This window comes from Micromonospora sp. NPDC048842, from assembly GCF_040649935.1.
Classification (GTDB): Bacteria; Actinomycetota; Actinomycetes; order Mycobacteriales; family Micromonosporaceae; genus Micromonospora; species Micromonospora hortensis.
Map to the genome: position 1 here is coordinate 226360 of NZ_JBEZGK010000003.1, position 22405 is coordinate 248764.

Below are 22405 nucleotides of genomic sequence, written 5' to 3' on the forward strand. Positions count from 1 at the left end.
GGCCGGCACCTCAACTAACGTCAGAGTGTTCATATTTGGCGGCATTGGTCGGGAAGGTGCGGCGATGGGGGTGCGCAGCTGGTTCGAGGGTTGGCCGGTCTATCGCCAGCTCACCGGCACGGACCCGCTGGGCCGGGGTGCCGCGGCGAAGTCCGACGGGTCCCGCGCGCTCACCGCCCGCACCGACACCGCCGATTCGATGGCCCGGTCCGTGTGCCCGTACTGCGCCGTGGGTTGTGGTCAGCGGGTGTTCGTGAAGGACGGGCAGGTCAGTCAGATCGAGGGTGATCCGGACAGTCCGATCTCGCGGGGTCGGCTCTGCCCGAAGGGTTCGGCGAGCAAGAGCCTGGTCACCAGTCCGCTGCGGCAGACAACGGTCCGCTACCGCCGGCCGTACGGCACCGAGTGGGAGGACCTCGACCTCGACACGGCGTTGAACATGATCGCCGATCGGGTCCTGGCCGCCCGGGACGAGACCTGGGAGGACGTCGACGCCGAGGGTCGACCGCTCAACCGGACGCTGGGTATCTCCAGTCTGGGTGGGGCGACGCTGGACAACGAGGAGAACTACCTCATCAAGAAGTTGTTCACCGCGATGGGGGCGCTCCAGATCGAGAACCAGGCCCGCATTTGACACTCCTCCACCGTCCCCGGTCTGGGGACCAGCTTCGGGCGTGGCGGCGCCACCCAGTACCAGCAGGACCTGTCGAACTCCGACGTCATCGTCATCCAGGGTTCGAACATGGCCGAGGCGCACCCGGTGGGTTTCCAGTGGGTGATGGAGGCCAAGCGCAAGGGTGCGAAGGTCTTCCACGTCGACCCGCGGTTCACCCGCACCAGCGCGCTGGCTGACTCGTACCTGCCGATCCGGGCGGGCACCGACATCGCGCTGCTCGGTGGGGTGGTGCGCTACATCCTCGACAACGAGCTGGACTTCCGGGAGTACGTCGTCGCCTACACCAACGCCGCGACCATCGTGACCGAGGAGTACGCCGACACCGAGGACATGCACGGCCTGTTCTCCGGCTTCAACGACGACAACGCCACCTACGACCAGGCCAGTTGGCGGTACGAGGGCCACTCGCAGAACCAGACGACCCGCGACAGCGAGACACAGCGGGAGACGGCGGCGGGGCTGGAGAACGAGTCGCACGGCGCGCCCGTCGGCGGCGAGACCGAACGTGACGAGACGTTGCAGCACCCGCGCTGCGTCTACCAGATCCTCAAGCGGCACTTCGCCCGCTACACCCCGGAGATGGTGGAGCGGGTCTGCGGGATCCCGCAGGAGAAGTTCCTCGAACTGGCCCAGGCGTGGACGGAGAACTCCGGCCGGGACCGGACCGGCATGCTCGTCTACTCGGTGGGCTGGACGCAGCACAGCGTCGGCGTGCAGTACATCCGCACCGGCGCGATCATCCAGCTCCTGCTGGGCAACGTGGGCCGCCCGGGTGGCGGGGTGATGGCGCTGCGCGGGCACGCCAGCATCCAGGGGTCCACCGACATCCCGACGCTGTTCAACCTGCTTCCGGGTTACCTGCCGATGCCGCACCACGCCAACCACCCGACCCTGGACACGTGGGTGGACAGCATCGCGCATCCCGGGCAGAAGGGCTTCTGGGGCAACGCCCGCACCTACGGCGTCAACCTGCTCAAGGCGTACTGGGGCGACGCGGCCACCGCCGACAACGACTACTGCTACGGGTACATGCCGCGGATGACCGGCGACCACGGCACCTATCAGCAGGTGCTCGACATGATCGACGGCAAGATCAAGGGCTATTTCCTGCTCGGGCAGAACCCGGCGGTCGGTTCGGCGCACGGCCGGGCGCAGCGGCTCGGGATGGCCAACCTCGACTGGTTGGTGGTCCGGGACCTGTTCATGATCGAGAGCGCCACGTTCTGGCAGAACGCACCGGAGATCGAGACCGGCGAGATCGCGCCCGAGCGGTGCCGCACCGAGGTGTTCTTCCTGCCCGCCGCCTCCCACGTGGAGAAGGAGGGCACCTTCACCCAGACGCAGCGCCTGTTGCAGTGGCGGGAGAAGGCCGTCGAGCCGCCAGGCGACGCCCGCTCCGAGCTGTGGTTCTTCTACCACCTCGGTCGCGTCATCCGGGAACGGTTGGCGACGTCGACGAAGCCGCGCGACCGTGCGCTGCTCGACCTCGCCTGGGACTACCCCACGCACGGCCCGACCGTCGAGCCGAGCGCCGAGGCGGTGCTGCGCGAGATCAACGGGTACGACGTGGCCACCGGCCGGCCGCTGGCGTCGTTCACCGAGATGAAGGACGACGGCTCCACCGTCGGCGGTTGCTGGATCTACACCGGGGTGTACGCCGACGGCGTCAACCAGGCGGCCCGCCGCAAACCCGGCTCGGAGCAGTCCCTGGTGGCACCGGAGTGGGGTTGGGCGTGGCCGGCGAACCGGCGCATCCTCTACAACCGTGCCTCCGCCGACCCGGACGGCAACCCGTGGAGTGAGCGCAAACGCTACGTCTGGTGGGACGCGGACAAGAGCGAGTGGACCGGCTACGACGTGCCGGACTTCGAAAAGACCAAACCGCCGTCGTACCGACCGGCGCACGACGCCTCGGGTGTGGCGGGCATTGCCGGCGACGACCCGTTCATCCTTCAGGGCGACGGTAAAGGCTGGCTCTACGCGCCCACCGGCGTGCTCGACGGACCGATGCCCACCCACTACGAGCCGGTCGAGTCGCCGGTACGCAACCCGCTCTACCGACAGCAGGCCAACCCGACCCGCAAGGTCTACACCCACCCGATCAACACGCTCAACCCGAGCCCGCCGGAACCGTACAGCCAGGTGTTCCCGTACGTGTTCACTGTCAGCCGGCTCACCGAGCACCACACCGCCGGCGGGATGAGCCGGACGGTGTCGCCGCTGGCCGAGTTGCAGCCGGAGATGTTCGTGGAGGTGTCCCCGGAGTTGGCCGCCGAACGTGGTCTCACCCACCTGGGTTGGGCGCACCTGGTCACCGCCCGTGCGGCTATCGAGGCGAAGGTGCTGGTGACCGATCGGCTCACCCCGCTGCGGGTGGACGGTCGGATCATCCACCAGGTGTGGTTGCCGTACCACTTCGGTTTCGAGGGCCTTGTCACCGGTGACTCGGCCAACGATCTGTTCGGCATCAGCCTGGACCCGAACGTGCTGATCCAGGAGAGCAAGGTCGGCACCTGCGACGTCCGTCCCGGGCGACGCCCGAAGGGCGCCGAGCTGCTGGCTCTCGTCGTCGACTACCGGCGACGGTCCGGCGACCTCAGCCCGCACTACCCACCGCAGGTCACGACCGACTCCGCCGACAGCGGCCCGGACCAGGAGGTCTGACCCATGCCCCACGCCAACGCCCTGTACGGGCCGCTGGACCCCGCGCCGGACGCCGGCTACGAGAACCCGCCACCGCGGATGGGGTTCTTCACCGACACCAGCGTCTGCATCGGATGCAAAGCGTGCGAGGTGGCCTGCAAGGAGTGGAACGGCGTCCCCGAGAGTGGGCTCGACCTGCTGGGCATGTCGTACGACAACACGGGCGCGCTGACCGCCAACTCCTGGCGGCACGTCGCGTTCGTGGAGCAGCCCCGCTCGGCCGGCTGGGCGACCCCGGCGTTCGCGGGGGACCCGGACGGGCCGGCGATCAGCCCGGTGACGGCGGCGGTCGGCGCGCGTACCAGCACCGACACCGGAACGGACCCCGGCCTGGACACCGGCTCGCCGGCCGCGGCGGCCCGCATGTCGGGCGGGCCGGAGTTTCTGGGGATGCCGGGTGCGCAGCCGCCGGGGAAGGGCTCGGGCGCGGAGGAGCGGACGGATTTTCGCTGGTTGATGATGTCGGACGTGTGCAAGCACTGCACCCACGCGGCCTGCCTGGATGTCTGCCCGACAGGTTCCCTGTTCCGGACGGAGTTCGGCACAGTGGTGGTGCAGGAGGACATCTGCAACGGCTGCGGTTACTGCATCTCCGCCTGCCCGTACGGCGTCATCGATCAACGCAAGGACGATGGTCGGGCGTGGAAGTGCACGCTGTGCTACGACCGGTTGGGCGCTGGCATGACCCCGGCGTGTGCGCAGGCGTGTCCGACGGAGTCGATCCAGTACGGGGAACTGGACGAGTTGCGGGAGCGGGCCGCCGCGCGGGTGGCGAAGCTGCATGAGCGGGGCGTGCCGGAGGCGCGGTTGTACGGGCACGACCCGAACGACGGCGTCGGTGGTGACGGAGCGTTCTTCCTGCTGCTCGACGAGCCGGAGGTGTACGGGCTGCCACCGGACCCGATAGTGACCACCCGGGACCTGCCGGCCATGTGGAAGCGTGCCGGCCTGGCGGCGATGACGATGGCGGTCGCCACCGCGGTCGCGTTCCTGGGCAGGCGGCGATGACGCGCAGTGGCGAGCAGCTCACGGTGCCGGCGGCCGACTTCGCCTCCTACTACGGCCGACCGGTACTGAAGCCGCCGGTGTGGAAGTACGACATCGCCGGCTACCTGTTCACCGGAGGCCTTGCCGCCGGCAGTGCGCTGATCGGCGCGGGCGCCCAACTGACCGGACGCCCCGGGCTGCGCACTGTGGGCCGTTGGACGGCCCTCGGCGGCGTCGCCGCCAGCACGTACCTGCTGGTGCACGACCTCGGCCGGCCGGACCGGTTCCACCACATGCTCCGGGTGGCCAAGGTGACCTCGCCGATGTCGGTCGGCACCTGGATTCTCGCCGCGTTCGGCCCGCTGGCCGGCGTGGCAGCGGTCGCCGAGCTCGCACCGCTCCTTCCGCAGCACGGTGTGCTCGGCCTCGCCCGTCGGATCGCACCGCCCATCGGCAACGTCGCCGGCCTGGCCGCCGCGGCCACCGCGCCGGCGCTGGCCACGTACACCGGGGTGCTGCTCGCCGACACGGCGGTGCCGTCCTGGCACGACGCCTACCCGTCGCTGCCGTTCGTCTTCGCCGGCAGCGCGCTCGCCGCCGCGTCCGGGGTCGGACTGATCGCGGCACCGGCCGCGGAGACCGCCCCACTACGACGACTCGCGCTGGCCGCCGCGGCCATCGAGTTTGGCGGAGGGCACCAACTGGAGCGGCAGGGCCTCACCAGCGAGCCCTACACGCACGGACGCAGCGGCCGGCTGGTCAAGGCGGGACGCGCTCTGCTCGCCGTGGGCACCGCCACCGCGCTGGTCAGCCGACGCAGCCGGGTCCTGGCGGCGATCTCCGGCGCCGCCCTCGTGGCATCGTCGGTCGCCACCCGGTTCGGCGTCTTCGAGGCGGGACGGGTGTCCGCCCGCGATCCGAAGTACACGGTCGTGCCACAACGGGAGCGGCTCGACGAGAAGCGGTCGGCAACCCCGCTCTGAGCGGATCGGCGAGACGGAAGGCGCCCCTTCAAGGAGGGGCGCCTTCGGTTTCGGCGCAGGCGGTCTGGCCGCCGCGCGTCAGCCGGTGAACAGCTTCGCGGCGGTGATGGCGGTCTGGACGATGCCGTACCCGAGTAGCACCGCGACCAGCAGCCACGACAACCAGAGCCGTCCGGTCTGGTTACCGACGCGCGGCGGCGCCGGCGGCTGGCTGTCCCGCCCGAGAGCGACCGGCTCGGTGACGGTGGCCTTCGCCACTGGCGAGGTCGGCCCTCGGTTCGGTTCATGGAACCGCTCGGGCACGGAACGCACCAGCAGGTTCGCGATGAACCCGATGGCGAGGATGCCGACCATTGTGAACAGCGCGGGCCGGTACGCCGCAGCGGTGAGGGTGCCGGGCTTGCCCTGCGTGTCGAGGATTCCGTTGACGATCAGCGGGCCGGCGACACCCGCGGCCGACCAGGCGGTGAGGATCCGGCCGTGGATGGCCCCGACCTGGAAGGTGCCGAACAGGTCACGCAGGTAGGCGGGCATGGTGGCGAAGCCGCCGCCGTAGAAGGAGATGATCGCTGCGGCGATCAGCACGAAGACAGCGGTAGCGGAGTGCCCGGCCACGGCGAGCAGCAGGTACAGCACCATGCCGACGCCGAGGTAGACCATGTAGATGGGCTTGCGGCCGATGAGGTCGGACGTCGTCGACCAGACGAACCGCCCCGCCATGTTGAACAGCGACAGCACTCCAACGAAACCGGCCGCCGCCGTCACCGAGACCGTGGTGGCGGTCCCGTTGTCCCGGAAGAAGTCCTGGATCATCGGGCTTGCCTGTTCCAGGATGCCGATGCCCGCTGTGACGTTGCAGAACAGCACGATCCACAGCAACCAGAACGACCGGGTGCGCACGGCGTTCGACGCGGACACGCTGGCCGTCGTCACCAGAGGCCGGGCGGCGACGCTCGCGGGGTCGAACCCGGCGGGCCGCCAGTCCGGTGCCGGAACCCGGACGTTGAACGGGCCGAACATCATGATCACGAAATAGCCGATGCCGAACGTGACGAAGAGCGCCACGAGGGCATGTCCCGACGCTACGGCGGCCGGGTTGTTGGGGTTGTAGCCGGAGTCGTAGAGGGAGAGCAGTTGGCGCGCGAGCGGCCCGGCGACCAGGGCGCCGCCGCCGAACCCCATGATGGCGAGCCCGGTGGCGAGGCCGGGGCGGTCCGGGAACCACTTGATCAGTGTGGAGACGGGCGAGATGTAGCCGATGCCGAGCCCGATGCCGCCGATGACGCCGTATCCGAGGTAGAGGAGCCAGAGTTGTTGGGTCGCGATGCCGAGCGCGCCGACCAGGAACCCGACGGCCCAGAAGCACGCCGAGACGAACATCGCCCGGCGCGGTCCGTTCCGCTCCACCCAACGGCCACCCACCGCCGCCGACGAGCCCAGCATGACGATGGCGATACTGAAGATCGCCCCGATTGCCGTCTGGCTGACGTCGAAGTGCGCGATGAGGGAGTTCTTGTAGACGCTGGTCGCGTAGACCTGGCCGATGCACACGTGCACGGCCAGTGCCGCGGTCGGGATGAGCCAGCGGCTGTATCCCGGGGGAGCGACAGTGTGCCGAGGATCGAAGACCGACAGCATGGGCATCGTCCACACCTCCTGCGGCTGAGTAGGCCGCGACGTTGCCGAGCTGTCCGACCCGGCAGTTGGCCGAGGGGCGCCGCCGCAGTGGCGGCCCGGCGCACGTCTGGCGTCAGCCGTTGACCGGCTCAATCTCACGTTACGTGGCGATGAGTTCGCGCCAGGTCGTTACCGAGAAACGCGGAAACGGGGGCGGGCCAACCGGCCCGCCCCCGCTCTGCTGGCGTACGGCTCAGTGGATCGCGGCCTTTGCCGCTGCCTCCTCCTGGGCGCGTCGTTCGTCCCCGCTGAGGGTGTGCAGCGGCTTCTCCTTGATGAACAGCACGACGATCAGCGCGAGCAGCGCGATCGGCGCGCCGACCAGGAAGAGGTCAGCGGTGGCGATGCCGTACACGTCCTGGACGATGCGCAGCACCGGCTCGGGCAGGGTGGACAGGTCGGGCACCTCGGCGGAGCCACCGCCGGCGGTCGCCGCCGGGCCGAGCCGTTCGGTAGTCAGCGAGGTCACCCGACTCGCCAGGACCGCGCCGAGGGCGCTGACTCCGATCGCTCCGCCCATGCTGCGGAAGAACGTCAGCACGGAGGTGGTGGCACCGAGTTCGTGCGCCGGCACGTCGTTCTGCGCGGCGAGCACGAGGTTCTGCATGAGCATGCCGACGCCGACGCCCAGCACGGCCATGTAGATCGACAGCACGACGACGCTGGTATCGGCGTCGATGGTGCCGAGCAGCAGCATTCCGACGGTCATCACCGCGGCGCCGGCCACCAGGTACGCCTTCCAGCGGCCGTACTTCGTGATGAGCTGACCGGCCACCGTCGACGAGACGAGCAGACCGAAGATCATCGGAAGGCTCATCAGGCCCGCGACGGTGGGCGACTTGCCCAGCGAGATCTGGAAGTACTGGGACAGGAAGACGGTGCCGCCGAACATCGCGACACCGACCAGCACGCTGGCGATGGTGGCCAGGGAGACGGTGCGGTTGCGGAAGATGCTCAGCGGGACGATCGGCTCCGCCGCCCGCGACTCGACGACCACGGCCAGCGCCAGCAGAACCAGACCGCCGATGACCATCACCGCGGTCCAGCCGGAGGCCCAGTCGAACTTGTTGCCGGCCAGGGACGACCAGATCAGCAGCGTGGAGACGCCCGAGGTGATGAGCAGGGCGCCCAACCAGTCGATCTTCGCCTTGCGACGGACGACCGGCAGGTGCAGGGTGCGCTGGAGAAGGGCGATGGAGATGATGCTGAACGGGACGCCGATCAGGAAGCACCACCGCCAGCCCAGCCACGACGTGTCGACGAGCAGGCCGCCGATGAGCGGACCGGCGATGGTGCCCACACCGAAGACCGCGCCGAAGATGCCGGCGTAGCGGCCCAGCTCACGCGGCGGGATCATCGCCGCCATGACGATCGTGGCCAGCGCGGTCATGCCGCCGGCGCCGATGCCCTGGACGACACGGCTGAGCAGCAGAACCTCGACGTTCGGCGTGAAGCCCGCGATGAGTGAACCCACAACGAACAGTCCCAGCGACAACTGGATCAGCAGCTTCTTGCTGTACAGGTCGGCCATCTTGCCCCACAGCGGCACCGTCGCCGTCATGGCGAGCAGTTCGCTGGTGACGATCCACGTGTAGACGGTCTGGCTGCCGTTCAGATCCGCGATGATCCGCGGCAGCGCGTTCGCCACCACAGTGGAGGCGAGGATGGACACGAACATGCCGACCATCAGGCCGGAGAGGGCCTGCAGAACCTCCCGACGCGACATGCGCGTGCCGACGTCGGCGGTGTCGGCGGGCGGGACGGTGGTGGTCATTGACGCTCCCTTGTCGGGTTTGTGGCGCAGTGGCTGGCCCCGGAGCTGATGCGGCGGGGCGGGGACCTGCGGGTCAGGAGGGGGACGGCGGATCCGGCAGGCCGGCGGCGATCGCGGCGAACGCCTCGTCGACGAAGTCGTGCAGGGGCCGGGCGTCGTCGCCGGCGGCCCAGCGCAGCATCGCGGTGCGGAAGGCGGCACCGGCGACAGCGACGACCAGCGGAGGGTGCCCGTGGTCGAGGCCGACGCCGAGGCGGGTGGCGACGACCGTGACCATTGCCTGCTCGGTCGCGCTGTTGCCGGCCACCAGCCGGGGCAGCAGTGCGGGGTTCTGGGCGATGACAGTCAGTCGCAGCCGCCACAACTCCCGGTCGGCCTGGATCGAGTCGATCGACTCGTCGAGGGCGACCCGCACCGCCTGCAACGCCGACACCTGCGCCGGGGCGGCTGCCAGTCGCGCCACGACCGGGTTGCCGTCGAGTGCAGGGTCGTCGGTGAGGGCCTCGTCCTTGCAGGTGAAGTAGTTGAAGAAGGTCCGTGAGGACACGTCGGCGGCCTCGCTGATCTCTTCCACAGTGACGTGCTCCAGGCCGCGTTCGGCGACCAGCCGCAGCGCGGCGGCGGTCAGCGCGGCCCGCGTCTGCGCCTTCTTGCGGTCGCGACGTCCGGGCGCAGCGTGGTCGGTGTCGGTCACGCCGGCGAGATTAGGAGCGAACTTGCACAGCCTGCAAGTTTTTAGAGTGTGAAGTGATCTTCCTGACTCGTGACCTGGACGCGTACCGACTGGTCCGGTCGCTCGGTGCGGGGCACGGCGCCGGTGGTCTCCAGGATGAGCGCGGCGACCAGGTCCGGGTCGTCGCTCATCGGCACGTGCCCGCAACGGGGAAGCGTCACGACCCGCGCCGCCGGCAGGCCGGCCCGGGCGCGCTCGGCCTGGTGGACGCCGAATATCCGGTCGCAGTCCCCCCAGCCGATGGTCACCGGCACCGTCGCGTCGGACAGCCGAGGGCAGTCGAAGCGATAGTCGCGGGCGGCCCGGGCCACGGCGTTGAAGCCGACGCCGCGTCGCAGGGCGAGCGCGTCGCCCAGCGCGCGCTCGACATCCAGCAGCGTCGGGCGGGCCATCAGCGGCGCGAAGCACAACGCCCGTAGGTACGCCGAGCGCAGTGCGACCCGCATGACCGTGGTGGGCAGGTGCGAGTTGGCCCGCAGCAGCCGGAGGATGGCCAGCGCCCGTCGGCGCTCCGCCGGTGTGAAGAAGCCGGCGGGGGAGAAGGCGGTGGCCGAGGCGACAGCCCCGGTGGCGGCAAGCTCCAGGGCGATCGCCCCGCCGAGGCTGTAGCCGGCGACGTGCGGACGCTCCAGCCCCCACTCGGTCAGCGCCGGCAGGACCCCGGCCACTGTGGCGGCCATGTCGGCGGGCATGCCGGTGCCGGGCACCGGGGAGTTCCCGAAGCCGGGCAGGTCCAGCGCGAACACCTCGTGGTGGGCGGTGAGCCGGTCGAACACCGGCTCCCACGCCTGATGGCGGTGACCGATGCCGTGGATGAGCACGAGCGGCTCTCCGCTGCCCGCACGTCGGAAATGAATGCTCATGACCGCTCTCCCACCGACGTCCTGCCAAAGGAACGCCCGAGCTGGCGTACCTCGTCTTCCATCTGGCCGACCATGGTCTGGCCGCCGAACCGGGTGATCAACGCGTCCGAGAGGCCGCTCAGCACCACCGGCCGCAGCGCCTGGACCAGGGCGAGCGACCGCGGCACGTACACCTTGCGCTTGCGGCGCTCGATGCCGCGGAGCAGGGCCTCGACGCACTGCTCGACGGGCACGACTGTGGACAGCGGCCACGGCAACCGGCGCAGCGCGGTGCGGAACGACGCCAGGTCGTCACGGATGTCGCGGACCAGGTCGGTGTCGATCCAGATCGGATGCACCGTGCCGACTGTGACGCCGCGTGAGCGTGTCTCCAGGCGCAGCACGTTGGCGAACTGCTCCACGCCGGCCTTGGACGCGCAGTAGGCGGCCATCCCGGGCATCGCCGTGAAAGCGGCAGCCGACGAGACGATCAGGACGTGGCCACGGGCGGCGGTGACGTGAGGCAGCGCCGCGCTGACAGTGCGGATCGCGCCACAGAGGTTCACCTCGACGGTACGGACCAGCGCGTCGACCGGCCCCACCGCGACGGTGCCGAGGTTCGCGATGCCCGCGTTGGCCACGACGACGTCGATGCCACCGAGATGGTCCACAGTGGAGGCGACAGCGGCATCCAACGCCGTTTGATCGGTGACGTCACACTCGTACCAGTGCGCGTCGAGGTCGGCGCTGAGCTGTTCGAGCAGCTCGCCCTCCAGACCGACGAGGGCGACCCGGGCCCCGCGGGCGACGGCCTCGCGGGCCAGTTGCGCCCCGATGCCGCGCGCCGCGCCGGTGATGAGCATGGTCTTGCCCGCCAGGTCATACCGCATCGGCGTGCTCCCGCTCCGATTCGTTGGGCGTGCTGCCGGTCGAGGCGATCTGATAGTCGGCCGGGCGGAACCGGCGTAGCCGCATGCGGAAACTGGTGGCGAAGCCCGGCCAGATGGTGGTGTTGCGGCCGGTGGCGTCGAGGTACCAGCTCGAACAGCCGGTCTGCCATACGGTTCCGGCCATCTTCTGGTCGACCCGCTCGGTCCAGCGTCGTTGCGCCCGCGCGGTGGGCTCGATGGCCTGGATGCCAGTGGCCCGCATGTGACGCAGGGCCGCGAGCACCAGATGCAGCTGCGCCTCGATCATCAGCACCACCGAGGTGTGCCCGAGCCCGGTGTTCGGGCCGAGCAGGAAGAACAGGTTGGGGAAGCCGGCGATGGTAGTGCCCCGGTACGCGTGCATGCTGGGGGTCCACGCGTCGCCCAGGCTACGCCCGCCCCGACCGTGGATGCGCCGTACGACGGGGGAGTCGGTGACGTGGAAGCCGGTTCCGAGGATGATCGTGTCCGCTCGGTGGTGGACGTCGTCGTCGGTGACGAGACCGTCCGGCACGATCCGGGCGATGCCGGCGGTGACCACGTCGACGTTCGCTCGGGTGAGCGACGGCCAGTAGTCGTTGGAGATCAACACCCGCTTGCAGCCCATCGCGTAGCGGGGGGTGAGCTTGTCCCGCAGGATCGGGTCGGGGACCTGACGCCGCAGCGTACGAACTGACAGGCGCGAGGCGAGGCGGTTGACCGCGGGGTGCAGGAAGCCCAGGCCCATGCTTTCGCGTACCAGATAGAGCCCCGCCCGGGCGGCCCGCTGCGCACCGGGCACGGTGCGGAACGCGGCCTGCTCGACAGCGCTGATCCGGCGCGACATCCTCGGCATGATCCAGGCGGGGGTGCGCTGGAAGAGCATCAGCTTCTCGACCGTCGGCTGAATCTGTGGCACGAACTGGATGGCTGATGCGCCGGTGCCGATCACCGCGACGCGCCGGTCGGTCAGGTCGTGGTCGTGCCGCCATCGGGCGGAGTGGAACACGGTGCCGGCGAACTCGTCGATCCCGGGCAGGTCGGGGACGGCCGGGTCGCTGAGCGGGCCGGCGGCACAGATCAGGACCCGGGCGCTGTGGTCGCCGCCCGAGGTGCGCAACAGCCAGCGTTGGCGCTGGTCGTCCCACAGCGCCTGCCGCACCTCGTGGCGCAACCGCAACCTCGGACGTATCCCGAAGCGGTCGACGCAGCCGCGTAGGTAGTCCCAGATCTCCGGCTGGCTGGAGAACGTGTTCGACCAGCCGGGGTTGGGGGCGAAGGAGAACGAGTAGAGGTGCGACGGGACATCGCAGGCGCAGCCCGGGTAGCTGTTGTCACGCCAGGTGCCGCCGACGTCCTCACCCCGGTCGAACACGAGGAAGTCGGTGAAGCCGGCCCGCTGGAGGCGGATGGCCGCGCCCAGGCCACCGAAGCCGGCGCCGATGATGGCAACGTCTGTCTCCATTCACTCCTCCGTGAAGTCGGGCGCGCGAGTCGTGTCGGCCACCGGCGGCCAGGGTGGATCGCCCACGCCGGTGATTCGTACGCCGCCCCACGGATCGACCTCGGCCAGTCGGGCCGCCCGGACGCGGTCGGCGATGCGCACCTCGACGTCGCGCCGGCCGGAGCGCAGCAGGTGGGCCACCCGTGGCTCGGGCTCGATTCGCCCGCCCCAGTGGAAGCGACCGTCGACCGGCTCCCACCGCCCGCTGAGGTGCACCCGGACTGCGCTGCCCTCGATACCCGCCGGGCCGTGGTAGCTCACGGCACGATCCGCTCGTGGGCGCGGGTGAGCTCGTGCGGCAGGTCGGCGCTGGCCCGCACCCCCTCGATGCCGCTCCACAGCAGGGCGGTCAGGTAGTCGGTGAGGGCGGCCCGGCTGATCGGCTGGCCGTGCGTGGTCCACCAGTCGCCGACCGCCTGCACGAAACCCACAAGGCCGTACGCCCAGGGCTCGGCGGGACCGGCGTCCAGGCCCAACGTGCGTAGTCGGTCGCCGATCACCCGGGCGAGCCCGGCGGCCACCTGCCGGCTGGTGCCGGCGATCACCTGGTGGATGCCGGGGTCGCCGGACTGGTGTATCAGGAACCGGTAGAGCCTCGGCTCCGACTCGATCACGCCCAGGTAGGCGTCGATCGTCGCTTCGACCAGGCCACGTTCTTCGCGGACCTGTTCGATCGCGGGCGCGATGGTGTCGACCATCCGGGCCGCCACCACCTCGCTGACCGCTACCCAGAGCTGCGACTTGTCGGCGAAGTAGCGGTACAGGACCGGTTTGCTGACGCCCGCGGCGGCGGCCACCTGTTCCATGTCGACCTCCGGCCCGTGCCGCAGCAGCGCCTGCACGGCGGCACCGACCAACTGCTGCCGTCGTTGCTCACGATGGTCTGCCCAGCGGTCTCGGCGGCCGTTGCCCTTCGCCTTCGGACTGCCGTCGGGGGGCGTGGCCGGCGGATCGGGCGCATTGACATCGGTGAGCGGCGATTGCATGCTACTACTCGTAACAGTTACTGGTCGTCACGTCAATATGGAGGAGCCATGGAGGCGGCGGAAACCGGGCGCGCGGCGGTCGCCGAGCGACTACTCACGTCCTCACTGCGGACCAGCTACGACCCCACCGTCGAGATCGACTGGAACGCCCCGCACACCCCCGGCGCCTACTGGCTCCCGCCAGAGCGCAGCAGCCTCTACGGCACGTCACTGTGGGAGCAGCTCAGCGAGGAGCAGCGCGTCGAGCTGACCAAGCAGGAGGTGGCCAGCGCGGCCAGCGCCGGGCTGTGGTTCGAGACGATCCTCATGCAGATGCTGATCCGTGAGTACTACCGCGCCGACCCGACCAGCAGGCAGGCCCAGTACGCGTTGACCGAGGTCGCCGACGAGTGCCGGCACTCCATCATGTTCGGCCGGCTCATCGAGGCGATGGGTTGTCCGGTGTACCGCGCCAGCACTGTGGACCACCACCTCGGACGCTTCCTCAAGGCCACTGCCAGCGGCCCTCGGATGTACGCCGCGATCCTCATCGCGGAGGAGATCCTCGACGCGTTCCAGCGCGAGATCATGGCGGACGAGTCGCTCCAGCCGCTCATCCGGATGGTCTCCCGCATCCACGTGGTGGAGGAGGCGCGACATGTCCGGTTCGCCCGCGAGGAACTGACCGCCGCGGTCGCGGCCACCGGTCCGGTGGGCATGGCGTACGCCCGGCTGTTGGTCGGTCGCGCCGCCTCCACGATCGCCAACCGCCTGATCCATCCCGACGTGTACACGGCGGTGGGCATTCCGCCCGCGGTCGGTCGGGCCGCTGCCCGCGCCAACCCGCACTGGCGTGCCACCCTCCGCTGGTCCGCGGCACGGGTACACGCCAACCTGGCGCACGTTGGCCTGGTGGCTGGGCCGGGGCGTCTGCTGTGGGCCCGCGCCGGGCTGATCTGACCCGTTGCCCCTCAGGGGGCGGCATGGGGTGGGCCGATCCCGGCCGGACCCCACGCCGCCCGTGTGGGCTCACTCGCTGCGGGCGAAGCCACCCTTCGGCGCGATGATCTCCAGGTTCGTCCCGTCCGGGTCGTTGAAGTACGCGACAGCGGTGCCGACCGCCGCCGGCGGCTCCACCTCGCCGGACGCGAACGTGTACGGCTGTCCGAGGAACTCGAACCCGGCCTCGCTCATCCGGTCGTAGACGGCGCGCACGTCGTCCACGTGGAAGCACAGGTGCATCGAGCCGGGCCGGTTGGCAGCCACCTGGGCGGCGTCGCCGACCGGCTCCTGGAACTGGATCAGGTCGATCCCGAGGTTGTCGAGGTTGAACGTGGCGTACCGCAGCTTCGTCGTCGGCAATCCCTGTGACTGCGCGAAACCGGCACCGTGCATGCTTTCGTCCCGAACGACCGGTTCCGCGCCGAGCAGGGCCTGATAGAACGCGACCGAGCGGTCGAGGTCACTCACCGCGATCCCGACGTGCGCGGCCTTCTTCAGCCCGATGGACACGGTCGAGGGATTGGGGAATGCCATCCTGACTCTCCTTACCAGCGCTCTTTGTCGCCTGTGTTGATGCTGATCTTCCTGGCGTACCCAGGGCGAGATCAGTTCATGCGACGTCGCCGTCAGGCCCGTTCGACCCGCGCCTGCTGGTGATCGGTCAGCCGCAGCCCCACGCCGCGCACGACATCGATGGTGGCCCCGGTGCCCAGGTCGTGCAGCTTGCGGCGCAGCCGCTTGACCAGCGACTGAACGTCCGCCTTGCGTTCGCGCCCCTCATCACCCCAGACCGACCGGTGCAGCTCGGCGTAGCTCCAGACCCGTGCCGGCTCGGTGATCAGGCAGGTCAGCAGGTCGTGTTCCAGGCGGGTGAGGTCGATCTCACGTTCCCCGCAGCGGGCGCTGGAGCGGGCCGAGTCGATCACCAGGGCGGCGACCGGCGTCGGTTCGGACGGGACGGCTACCTGCTGCGGGGCGGCGATCAGCCGGCGCAGCTCGTCGAGGTCGGCGACCAGCAGCAGCGGTGCGATGCCGTCGAGAAGCTCCGCGAGCCGGATGCGCTCGGCCGGCGACGGGGTCACCGCGATCAGCAGTGGGAACGGCTCGTCGGCCGGATCACCCCTGTTCACCGTTGCCTCGTCCTCGGCCACCGCACCACCCGGGATCGATGGGCATCCCTGCCCAGCTCTCGTCACGGTTCTGACAATGATTGGCAAGCGTGCCGCCAGCCAGGGCAACTCTTAGCGACAAGTTGCTCACGGCAAGTTCTTGATCGTCCGTTCTTCTCGATCATAGTGTCCACTCGGGCAACCGGCGTGACCCGCGCGGTGCATGGGGGAGGTCTCACCATGGCCCATTACACCCTGGGTCGTTCTGAGGGAGGCAGCACCGATGTTCAGACGTCCACAATGGCGGCGCGCGGCCAGATCACTGGTGAGCGCCGGCGCGGCGACGATCCTCGCCGCGACATGCTTGGCCACGATCAGCTCGGGCGCGCAGGCCGCGCCGGGCGGTGCGATGGGGGCGGGCGCCCAGACCGGGGACAAGATCCGACCGGAGCTCGCCAAGCAGCTCCAGGCCAAGAGTGAAGGGGACTTCTGGATTCGGTTCAAGGACCGGGCGGACCTGAGCAAGGCCAGCGCCATCACTGACTGGTCGAAGCGTGGTACGGCGGTGGCGGACGCGCTGCGCAAGACCGCCGCCGCGAGCCAGGGCAAGATCCGGGCCGACCTCGACAGCTCGGGCACCAAGTACCAGACCTTCTGGGCCACCAACGCCATCAAGGTGAACAGCGGTTCGCTGGCGATGGCCAAGAAGTTCGCCGGGCACTCGGAGGTCGAGGGCCTCTACGCGCCGGTCGCGTACAAGGTGCCGGAGACGACCAAGGGCACCGACGAGAAGACGGTGAACGCCCTGGAGTGGGGCATCGCCAACATCAACGCCGACGACGTCTGGTCCCAGTACGGCGTCAAGGGCGAGGGCATCACCGTCGCGAACATCGACACCGGGGTGCAGTTCAACCACCCGGCGCTGGTGAACTCCTACCGGGGCAACAACGGCGACGGGACGTTCGACCACAACTACAACTGGTTCAACGCCGCCAACGCCACCGGGGCCTGCGCCACCGCCCCCTGTGACGACGATGGCCACGGTACGCACACGATGGGCACCATGGCCGGCTCCGACGGCGCGAACCAGATCGGTGTCGCCCCCGGGGTCAAGTGGATCGCGGCGAACGGTTGCTGCCCCAGTGACGCCGCTCTGGTCGAATCCGGTCAGTGGATGCTCGAACCGCTGGACCTCAACGGTCAGAACGCGGACGCGAGCAAGCGCCCCAACGTCATCAACAACTCCTGGGGCACCCAGGACCCGTCCAACGAGCCGTTCATGGAGGACGTGACGAACGCCTGGGCCGCGTCCGGGATATTCGGCGCCTGGTCCAACGGCAACAGCGGGCCGGCCTGCCAGACCAGTGGCTCGCCGGGCAGCCTCGTCAGCAACTACTCGACCGGCGCGTACGACAGCAACAACAACGTCGCCGGCTTCTCCTCGCGCGGCGCCGGTCAGAACGGCGAGATCAAGCCCAACATCTCGGCCCCGGGCGTGAACGTCCGGTCGAGCATCCCGGGCAGCGCCTACGGCAGCATCAGCGGCACCTCGATGGCCTCACCGCACCTCGCGGGCGCGATCGCGCTGCTGTACTCGGCGGCACCGTCGCTGGTCGGCGACGTCAACGCGACCCGCGCGCTGCTCAACGGCGCCGCGATCGACAAGGCCGACGACCAGTGTGGTGGCACCGCCGCCGACAACAACGTCTACGGCGAAGGCCGACTGGACGCCCTCGCGTTGCTCAACGCCGCCCCGACCGGCGACATCGGCACGCTGGCCGGCACTGTCACCGACGCGACCTCCGGCGCCCCGATCGCCGGCGCGACACTGACGCTGACCGGCGCGTCCGATCGTGAGCTGACCACCGGTGCCGACGGCACGTTCTCCACCCAACTGCCCGTCGGCGACTACCAGGTCGCCGTCGCGGCGTTCGGGTACGCCAGCACCACCAGGACGGCAACGGTCGCGAAGGGTGCCACCACGACGCTCAACGTCGCCCTCACGGCGGTGCCGAGTGTCACCGTCAGCGGAGCGGTCACCGACGGCTCCGGCCACGGCTGGCCGTTGTACGCGAAGGTGACAGTGACGGGCGTGTCCGGTGTCTACGACTACACCACCCCGTCGAACGGTCGCTACAGCATCAAGCTGCCGGCCGGCCAGACGTACACCCTGAAGTACGAGCCGCAGTACCCGGGCTACCAGACCGTCACCAAGGAGGTCGTTGTCGGCTCGGGCAACGCCACCGCCAATGTCGCGGTGCCGGTGGACAGCAGCGTCTGCACCACCGCGCCGGGGTACACGACCGGCTCCGACGGTGAGTACGAGACCTTCGACGCCACTACCACGCCGGCCGGCTGGACCGTCGTTGACAACGCGGGCAGCGGTCAGGTCTGGAAGTTCACCGACGACGGCGACCGGGGCAACCTGACCGGCGGCACCGGCAACTTCGCGATGATCGACAGCGACAACTACGGTGCCGGCACCAGCCAGGACACCTCCCTGGTCAGCCCGGTGGTCGACCTGACCAGCGTCACGGCCCCGGTCATCCGGTTCAACCAGGACTTCAACCAGCTCAACGACGACACCGCCGACGTGGATCTGAGCATCGACGGCGGTGCCACCTGGACCAACGTGCTCCGGCAGGAGACCGACGTCCGGGGACCGAAGCTGACCGAGATTCCGATCCCGCAGGCGGCCGGCCAGGCGCAGGTGCAGGTTCGGTTCCACTACTACGACGCCTCGTACGAGTGGTGGTGGGAGGTCGACAACGTCCTGATCGGCAGCCAGGTCACCTGCGTGCCGGTCGACGGCGGTCTGGTCGTCGGCAACGTCCGCGACAAGAACGACAACAGCTACGTCAACGGCGCGACAGTCACCAGCAAGGACCGGCCCGCCGAGAAGGCCGTCACAGTGGCGACCCCGGACGACCCGGGGCTGGCGGACGGCTTCTACTGGCTCTACTCGTCGCTGACCGGCGAGCACCCGTTCACGGCGACCGCCGGCAACTACGTCAGCCAGACCAAGCCTGTCGACGTCGAGGCCGACTGGGCGACCACCGCGAACTTCCAGCTCGCGGCCGGTCGACTGGCGGTGACGCCGACGCAGCTGAGCGCGACGCTCCAGATGCCCAACGGCAAGACGAGTAAGACGTTCACGGTGACCAACACCGGCGGCGCGCCGGTCGAGTTCAAGTTCGGTGAGCGGGACAACGGGTTCGAACTCCTGCGGGCGGACGGTTCCACTGTCACCCGGCAGCAGGTGCTCGGGTCCAGCGGCGCGCCGGAGCAGCGGCTCACCGTACCGACGTCGTTCGCCGCCAAGGCGTCCGGCAAGGAGGCCAAGGCGGCTGCCGCGGCGGCCGGCCCGCAGGCGGCGCCGTGGACCGACATCGCCAACTACCCGGCCACGATCATGGACAACCGGGTGGTGAACCTGGACGGCAAGGTGTATTCGATCGGTGGCGGCGACGGTGAGGCCTCCACCACCAAGAACTACGCCTACGACCCGGCCGCGCAGACCTGGACGGCGATCGCCGACCTTCCCGGCGCGCGTAACGCAGTGACAGCGGGCGTGGTGAACGGCAAGATCATTGTCAGCGGTGGCTGGGGCGACGCCGGCCCGGACTCCGCCACCTGGTCGTACGACCCGGGGGCCAACACCTGGACGGAACTGGCCGACAACCCGGCACCGCGGGCCGCGGCCGGTCAGGCCGTCGTCGACGGCAAGCTGTACGCGGTCGGTGGCTGCACGACGGCGGCCTGTCTGCCGATGTCGAACAGCGTCGTCCGGTACGACCCGACCGGTGACAAGTGGGAGGCGATGGCCAACTACCCGAAGTCGGTGGCCTTCGCCTCCTGCGGCGGGATCGACGGCGTCCTCTACTGCACCGGCGGCAACGATGGTTCCGTCGCGCAGAAGTCCAGCTACGCCTTCGACCCGGGCGCCAACACCTGGACCGCCGTCGCCGACGCGCCGGCCGACAACTGGGCCAGCTCGTACGCCGTCGCCAGCGGCAAGCTCCTCGTCGTCGGTGGCTCGCAGGGTGGGGCCATCAGCAACGCCGGCTTCGCCTTCGACCCGGCCGCCGGTTCGTGGTCCAACCTGCCCAACGCCAACACCGCGCGGTACCGCGGCGGCGCGGCGTGCGGCTTCTACAAGATCGGCGGCTCGTCCGGCAGCTTCAACGCGGCTCCGGAGAGCGAGGTGCTCCCGGGCTTCGAGGGATGCTCCGAGTCGGCCGCCGACGTCAGCTGGATGACCATCGACAAGTCGGCGGTCACCCTCGCACCGGGTGCGAAGGTCACTGTCACCGTCGGTCTGACGGCGAACGTGGACCAGCCGGGCACCTACTCCGGCGCGGTCGCGATCTCCGAGAACACCCCGTACTCGGTGGCGCCGGTCGCGGTGACCATGACCGCGAACCCCCCGAAGACCTGGGGCAAGCTCATGGGTACGGTCACCGGCACCAGCTGCCAGGGTGCGACAGCGCCGCTCGCCGGCGCGGTCGTGCAGGTCGACTCGTGGGCGGCGTCGTACACCTTCGCCACCGACGCCGAGGGCAAGTACGCCTACTGGGTGGACCGCCGCAACAATCCACTCACGATGATCGTGGCCAAGGACGGCTGGAAGCCGCAGACCCGTCAGACCAGGATCGACACCGCCGCTCCGACTGTGGAGAACTTCGGGTTGGCGCCCATCAAGTGCTGACGCCTGAGCACTAGCCGAAGAAGTCCGGCCCGCCTGGTCCCCGACCAGGCGGGCCGGACCGCGCCCGGGGTGATCAGACGGGAGCGAGCCGGAAGCCGACGCCGCGTACCGAGTGGATCGTCGCCGTGGCGTTGAGACTGGCGAGCTTGCCGCGCACCCGGCGGATCACCGAGTGCATGTCGGAGCCCCGGCCGAGGTGCCGGTTGCCCCAGACCTCGAGGTGCAGGCGCTCGTAGGTCCAGACCTGACCGGGCGCGTGCACCAGGCAGAGCAGGACGTCGTGCTCCAACCGGGTCAGGTCGATCTCCTGGTCGCGCCACCGCAGCACCCGGCGGTCGGAGTCCACGGCCAGATCCGGTGGTGGTGGCTGTGGGCTCGGCGCCACCTCGGCGAGCGCCACAGTGGTCGGGGGAGCCGAGGCGGCAGGCGCCTCGACCACCCCGAGGAACTCTCGTGCCTGGTCGACTGTCGAGACGATCAGGAAGGCGTCACTGCCGCCGAGCAGCCGGGCCAGATGTCGCCGCTCGGCCGGCGAGGATGCGATGCCGATGACCAGGCTGGCCACTGGAATTCCCTGCATGTGCCAACACCTTCCGGTTCCCCAACTCACTCCGGATGGATTTTTCGCGCCGCCGACCGAAATATCGATCGGCGTCCTGACCCTAGTGGTGGCTGATCTCGGCTGGGTAAAACATAGTTGCATGTAAGCATGTGAATCCCGCGGCGCCGTCCAGGTCCACCCGGCCCACCGCCGACGATCCGCTTTTCCGGAAGCGGTGGGAGTGGTTGTGACAGAACCAAGACAATTCGCGGACGGGGTACGGACCTGCCGAAGCGAGCATGGTCGCCATGTCCATCGGATCGTTGTACTCCGTCGGGCGGTCGACGCCCGGTCCGGCGCGACCGCTGCCCCACGCCCGCGCGGCGGTGCCACTGGGGCTTCGACTGCTCGCGGCGGCGCTGTCCGGTCTGGTTGCCCTGACCCTCACCGCCGCCGTCTTCGTGCGAACGTACCCCGGGCAGTGGCTGGACGGGGTGCTCCTGCCGCGCGCCGAGCGGGGCGGAGGGTACGAGCAGCAGACAGTGCTGGTCGGCCCGGCCAAGACCGTGCTGGCCACCTTCGGCAGCCCGAGCCTCATCGCGGCCCTGCTCGGCGTGGTGCTGCTGCTGGGTGTGCTCCGTCGCCGGCTGGTGGCGGGGGTCGTCGGCGTGGGCATGGTCGTCTGCGCGGTGCTGCTGGCCGGCGCGGTGAAATCGGAGCTGCCCCGCCCGGATCTCCAGATCCTGAGCTCCACCACTCACAACAGCTTCCCCAGCGGCCATGTCGCGGCGGCGACCGCCCTGCTACTGGCGTTCATGCTGGTCCTGCCCGGGTGGGCCCGGCGCTGGCTGGCGGCGCCGGGCGCGGCGGGTGTCTCGGTGATCGCCTCCGCCACGATGATCGCGGGCTGGCACCGGTTCAGTGACGTGCTCGGTGGCGTACTGCTGGGGGTGACAGTGTTCTGCCTGGCGGCGGCAGCGTTGGCGACCTGGTCCGACGGCCGCGACACGACCGGGGGTTCGGACGGTGGCAGCCTCTGGCGCAGGCTGGCCGAGGCGGGGGTTGGGCTGGTCGTCCTGGTCTGGGCGCTGCTGGTGGTTGTTCCCGGTCTGGCCGCGTCGGTGCAGCGCGGCCTGTTGATCGCCATTGTGGCCGCGGCCGCGTCGACGATGTTCCTGGTGGGCGCTGTGGTGTTCCTGGTGCGTTCGACGGATTTCGCGGTGCCGCTCTCCCCGCGGAGCCCCACGCAGCCACCGCCAACGACCGAAACCCGAAAGATCTCATGATGGGATA

Annotated in this window: 17 protein-coding genes; 6 read left to right on the plus strand and 11 right to left on the minus strand. The window is 69.7% G+C overall.

Features of this window, described 5'->3' with window-relative positions; all coding sequences use genetic code 11:
• The first annotated feature begins 64 nt into the window (after positions 1–64).
• The 3 genes from fdh to nrfD are packed head-to-tail and all read left to right on the plus strand — an operon-like array spanning position 65 to position 5349.
• A complete protein-coding gene (fdh, locus tag AB0C19_RS05895; RefSeq protein ID WP_357180056.1) occupies positions 65–3340 on the plus strand; it encodes a formate dehydrogenase in 3276 nt (1091 codons plus the stop codon).
• 3 nt (positions 3341–3343) lie between these two features.
• Complete coding sequence (locus AB0C19_RS05900; RefSeq protein ID WP_357180058.1) at positions 3344–4387, plus strand: 4Fe-4S dicluster domain-containing protein; 1044 nt, start codon at positions 3344–3346, stop codon at positions 4385–4387.
• Positions 4384–5349 (plus strand): NrfD/PsrC family molybdoenzyme membrane anchor subunit, encoded by a 966-nt coding sequence (nrfD, locus tag AB0C19_RS05905; RefSeq protein WP_357180061.1) that lies wholly within the window; start codon positions 4384–4386, stop codon positions 5347–5349. Before AB0C19_RS05900 ends, nrfD begins: the two co-directional genes overlap by 4 nt.
• Before the next feature lie 78 nt (positions 5350–5427).
• Here the strand turns inward: nrfD and AB0C19_RS05910 are convergent, their stop codons facing one another.
• The 8 genes from AB0C19_RS05910 to AB0C19_RS05945 all read right to left on the minus strand — a co-directional run bounded on the left by AB0C19_RS05910 (position 5428) and on the right by AB0C19_RS05945 (position 13773).
• Positions 5428–6987, minus strand: a complete 1560-nt coding sequence (locus AB0C19_RS05910) for an OFA family MFS transporter (RefSeq protein WP_238682613.1) — start codon at positions 6985–6987, stop codon at positions 5428–5430.
• Positions 6988–7219: 232 nt separating this feature from the next.
• Positions 7220–8800: an MDR family MFS transporter gene (locus tag AB0C19_RS05915; protein ID WP_357180065.1), complete on the minus strand. Its 1581-nt coding sequence runs from the start codon at positions 8798–8800 to the stop codon at positions 7220–7222.
• Between the two features lie 73 nt (positions 8801–8873).
• Entirely contained in the window at positions 8874–9494 is a 621-nt protein-coding gene (locus AB0C19_RS05920; RefSeq protein ID WP_357180068.1) for a TetR family transcriptional regulator, read from the minus strand.
• A 41-nt stretch (positions 9495–9535) separates the two neighbouring features.
• A complete protein-coding gene (locus AB0C19_RS05925; RefSeq protein WP_357180071.1) occupies positions 9536–10396 on the minus strand; it encodes an alpha/beta fold hydrolase in 861 nt (286 codons plus the stop codon).
• Complete coding sequence (locus AB0C19_RS05930; RefSeq protein WP_357180074.1) at positions 10393–11265, minus strand: SDR family oxidoreductase; 873 nt, start codon at positions 11263–11265, stop codon at positions 10393–10395. The genes AB0C19_RS05925 and AB0C19_RS05930 overlap by 4 nt, the downstream gene beginning before the upstream one ends.
• Complete coding sequence (locus AB0C19_RS05935; RefSeq protein ID WP_357180076.1) at positions 11255–12748, minus strand: NAD(P)/FAD-dependent oxidoreductase; 1494 nt, start codon at positions 12746–12748, stop codon at positions 11255–11257. The genes AB0C19_RS05930 and AB0C19_RS05935 overlap by 11 nt, the downstream gene beginning before the upstream one ends.
• A complete protein-coding gene (locus AB0C19_RS05940; RefSeq protein ID WP_357180079.1) occupies positions 12749–13048 on the minus strand; it encodes a DUF4873 domain-containing protein in 300 nt (99 codons plus the stop codon). It abuts the gene before it with no gap.
• Positions 13045–13773: a TetR/AcrR family transcriptional regulator gene (locus AB0C19_RS05945; RefSeq protein ID WP_357180082.1), complete on the minus strand. Its 729-nt coding sequence runs from the start codon at positions 13771–13773 to the stop codon at positions 13045–13047. Before AB0C19_RS05945 ends, AB0C19_RS05940 begins: the two co-directional genes overlap by 4 nt.
• A gap of 48 nt (positions 13774–13821) precedes the next feature.
• On the opposite strand from AB0C19_RS05945, the gene AB0C19_RS05950 reads away from it, so the two are divergent.
• The gene (locus AB0C19_RS05950) at positions 13822–14712 is read left to right on the plus strand and encodes a diiron oxygenase (RefSeq protein WP_357180085.1); all 891 of its coding nucleotides are present in this window, start codon (positions 13822–13824) and stop codon (positions 14710–14712) included.
• Positions 14713–14781: 69 nt separating this feature from the next.
• On the opposite strand, the gene AB0C19_RS05955 is transcribed toward AB0C19_RS05950, so the two are convergent.
• Both AB0C19_RS05955 and AB0C19_RS05960 read right to left on the minus strand, forming a co-directional pair.
• Positions 14782–15288, minus strand: a complete 507-nt coding sequence (locus tag AB0C19_RS05955; protein WP_357180087.1) for a VOC family protein — start codon at positions 15286–15288, stop codon at positions 14782–14784.
• 92 nt (positions 15289–15380) lie between these two features.
• Complete coding sequence (locus AB0C19_RS05960; protein WP_238682553.1) at positions 15381–15905, minus strand: winged helix-turn-helix domain-containing protein; 525 nt, start codon at positions 15903–15905, stop codon at positions 15381–15383.
• A gap of 241 nt (positions 15906–16146) precedes the next feature.
• Here AB0C19_RS05960 and AB0C19_RS05965 point away from each other — a divergent pair, with 241 nt between their 5' ends.
• A complete protein-coding gene (locus AB0C19_RS05965) occupies positions 16147–20571 on the plus strand; it encodes a S8 family serine peptidase (RefSeq protein WP_357180090.1) in 4425 nt (1474 codons plus the stop codon).
• 73 nt (positions 20572–20644) lie between these two features.
• Here the strand turns inward: AB0C19_RS05965 and AB0C19_RS05970 are convergent, their stop codons facing one another.
• Positions 20645–21151 (minus strand): winged helix-turn-helix domain-containing protein, encoded by a 507-nt coding sequence (locus AB0C19_RS05970; protein ID WP_357180093.1) that lies wholly within the window; start codon positions 21149–21151, stop codon positions 20645–20647.
• A 269-nt stretch (positions 21152–21420) separates the two neighbouring features.
• On the opposite strand from AB0C19_RS05970, the gene AB0C19_RS05975 reads away from it, so the two are divergent.
• Positions 21421–22398: a phosphatase PAP2 family protein gene (locus AB0C19_RS05975; RefSeq protein ID WP_357180096.1), complete on the plus strand. Its 978-nt coding sequence runs from the start codon at positions 21421–21423 to the stop codon at positions 22396–22398.
• Positions 22399–22405: the final 7 nt, after the last annotated feature.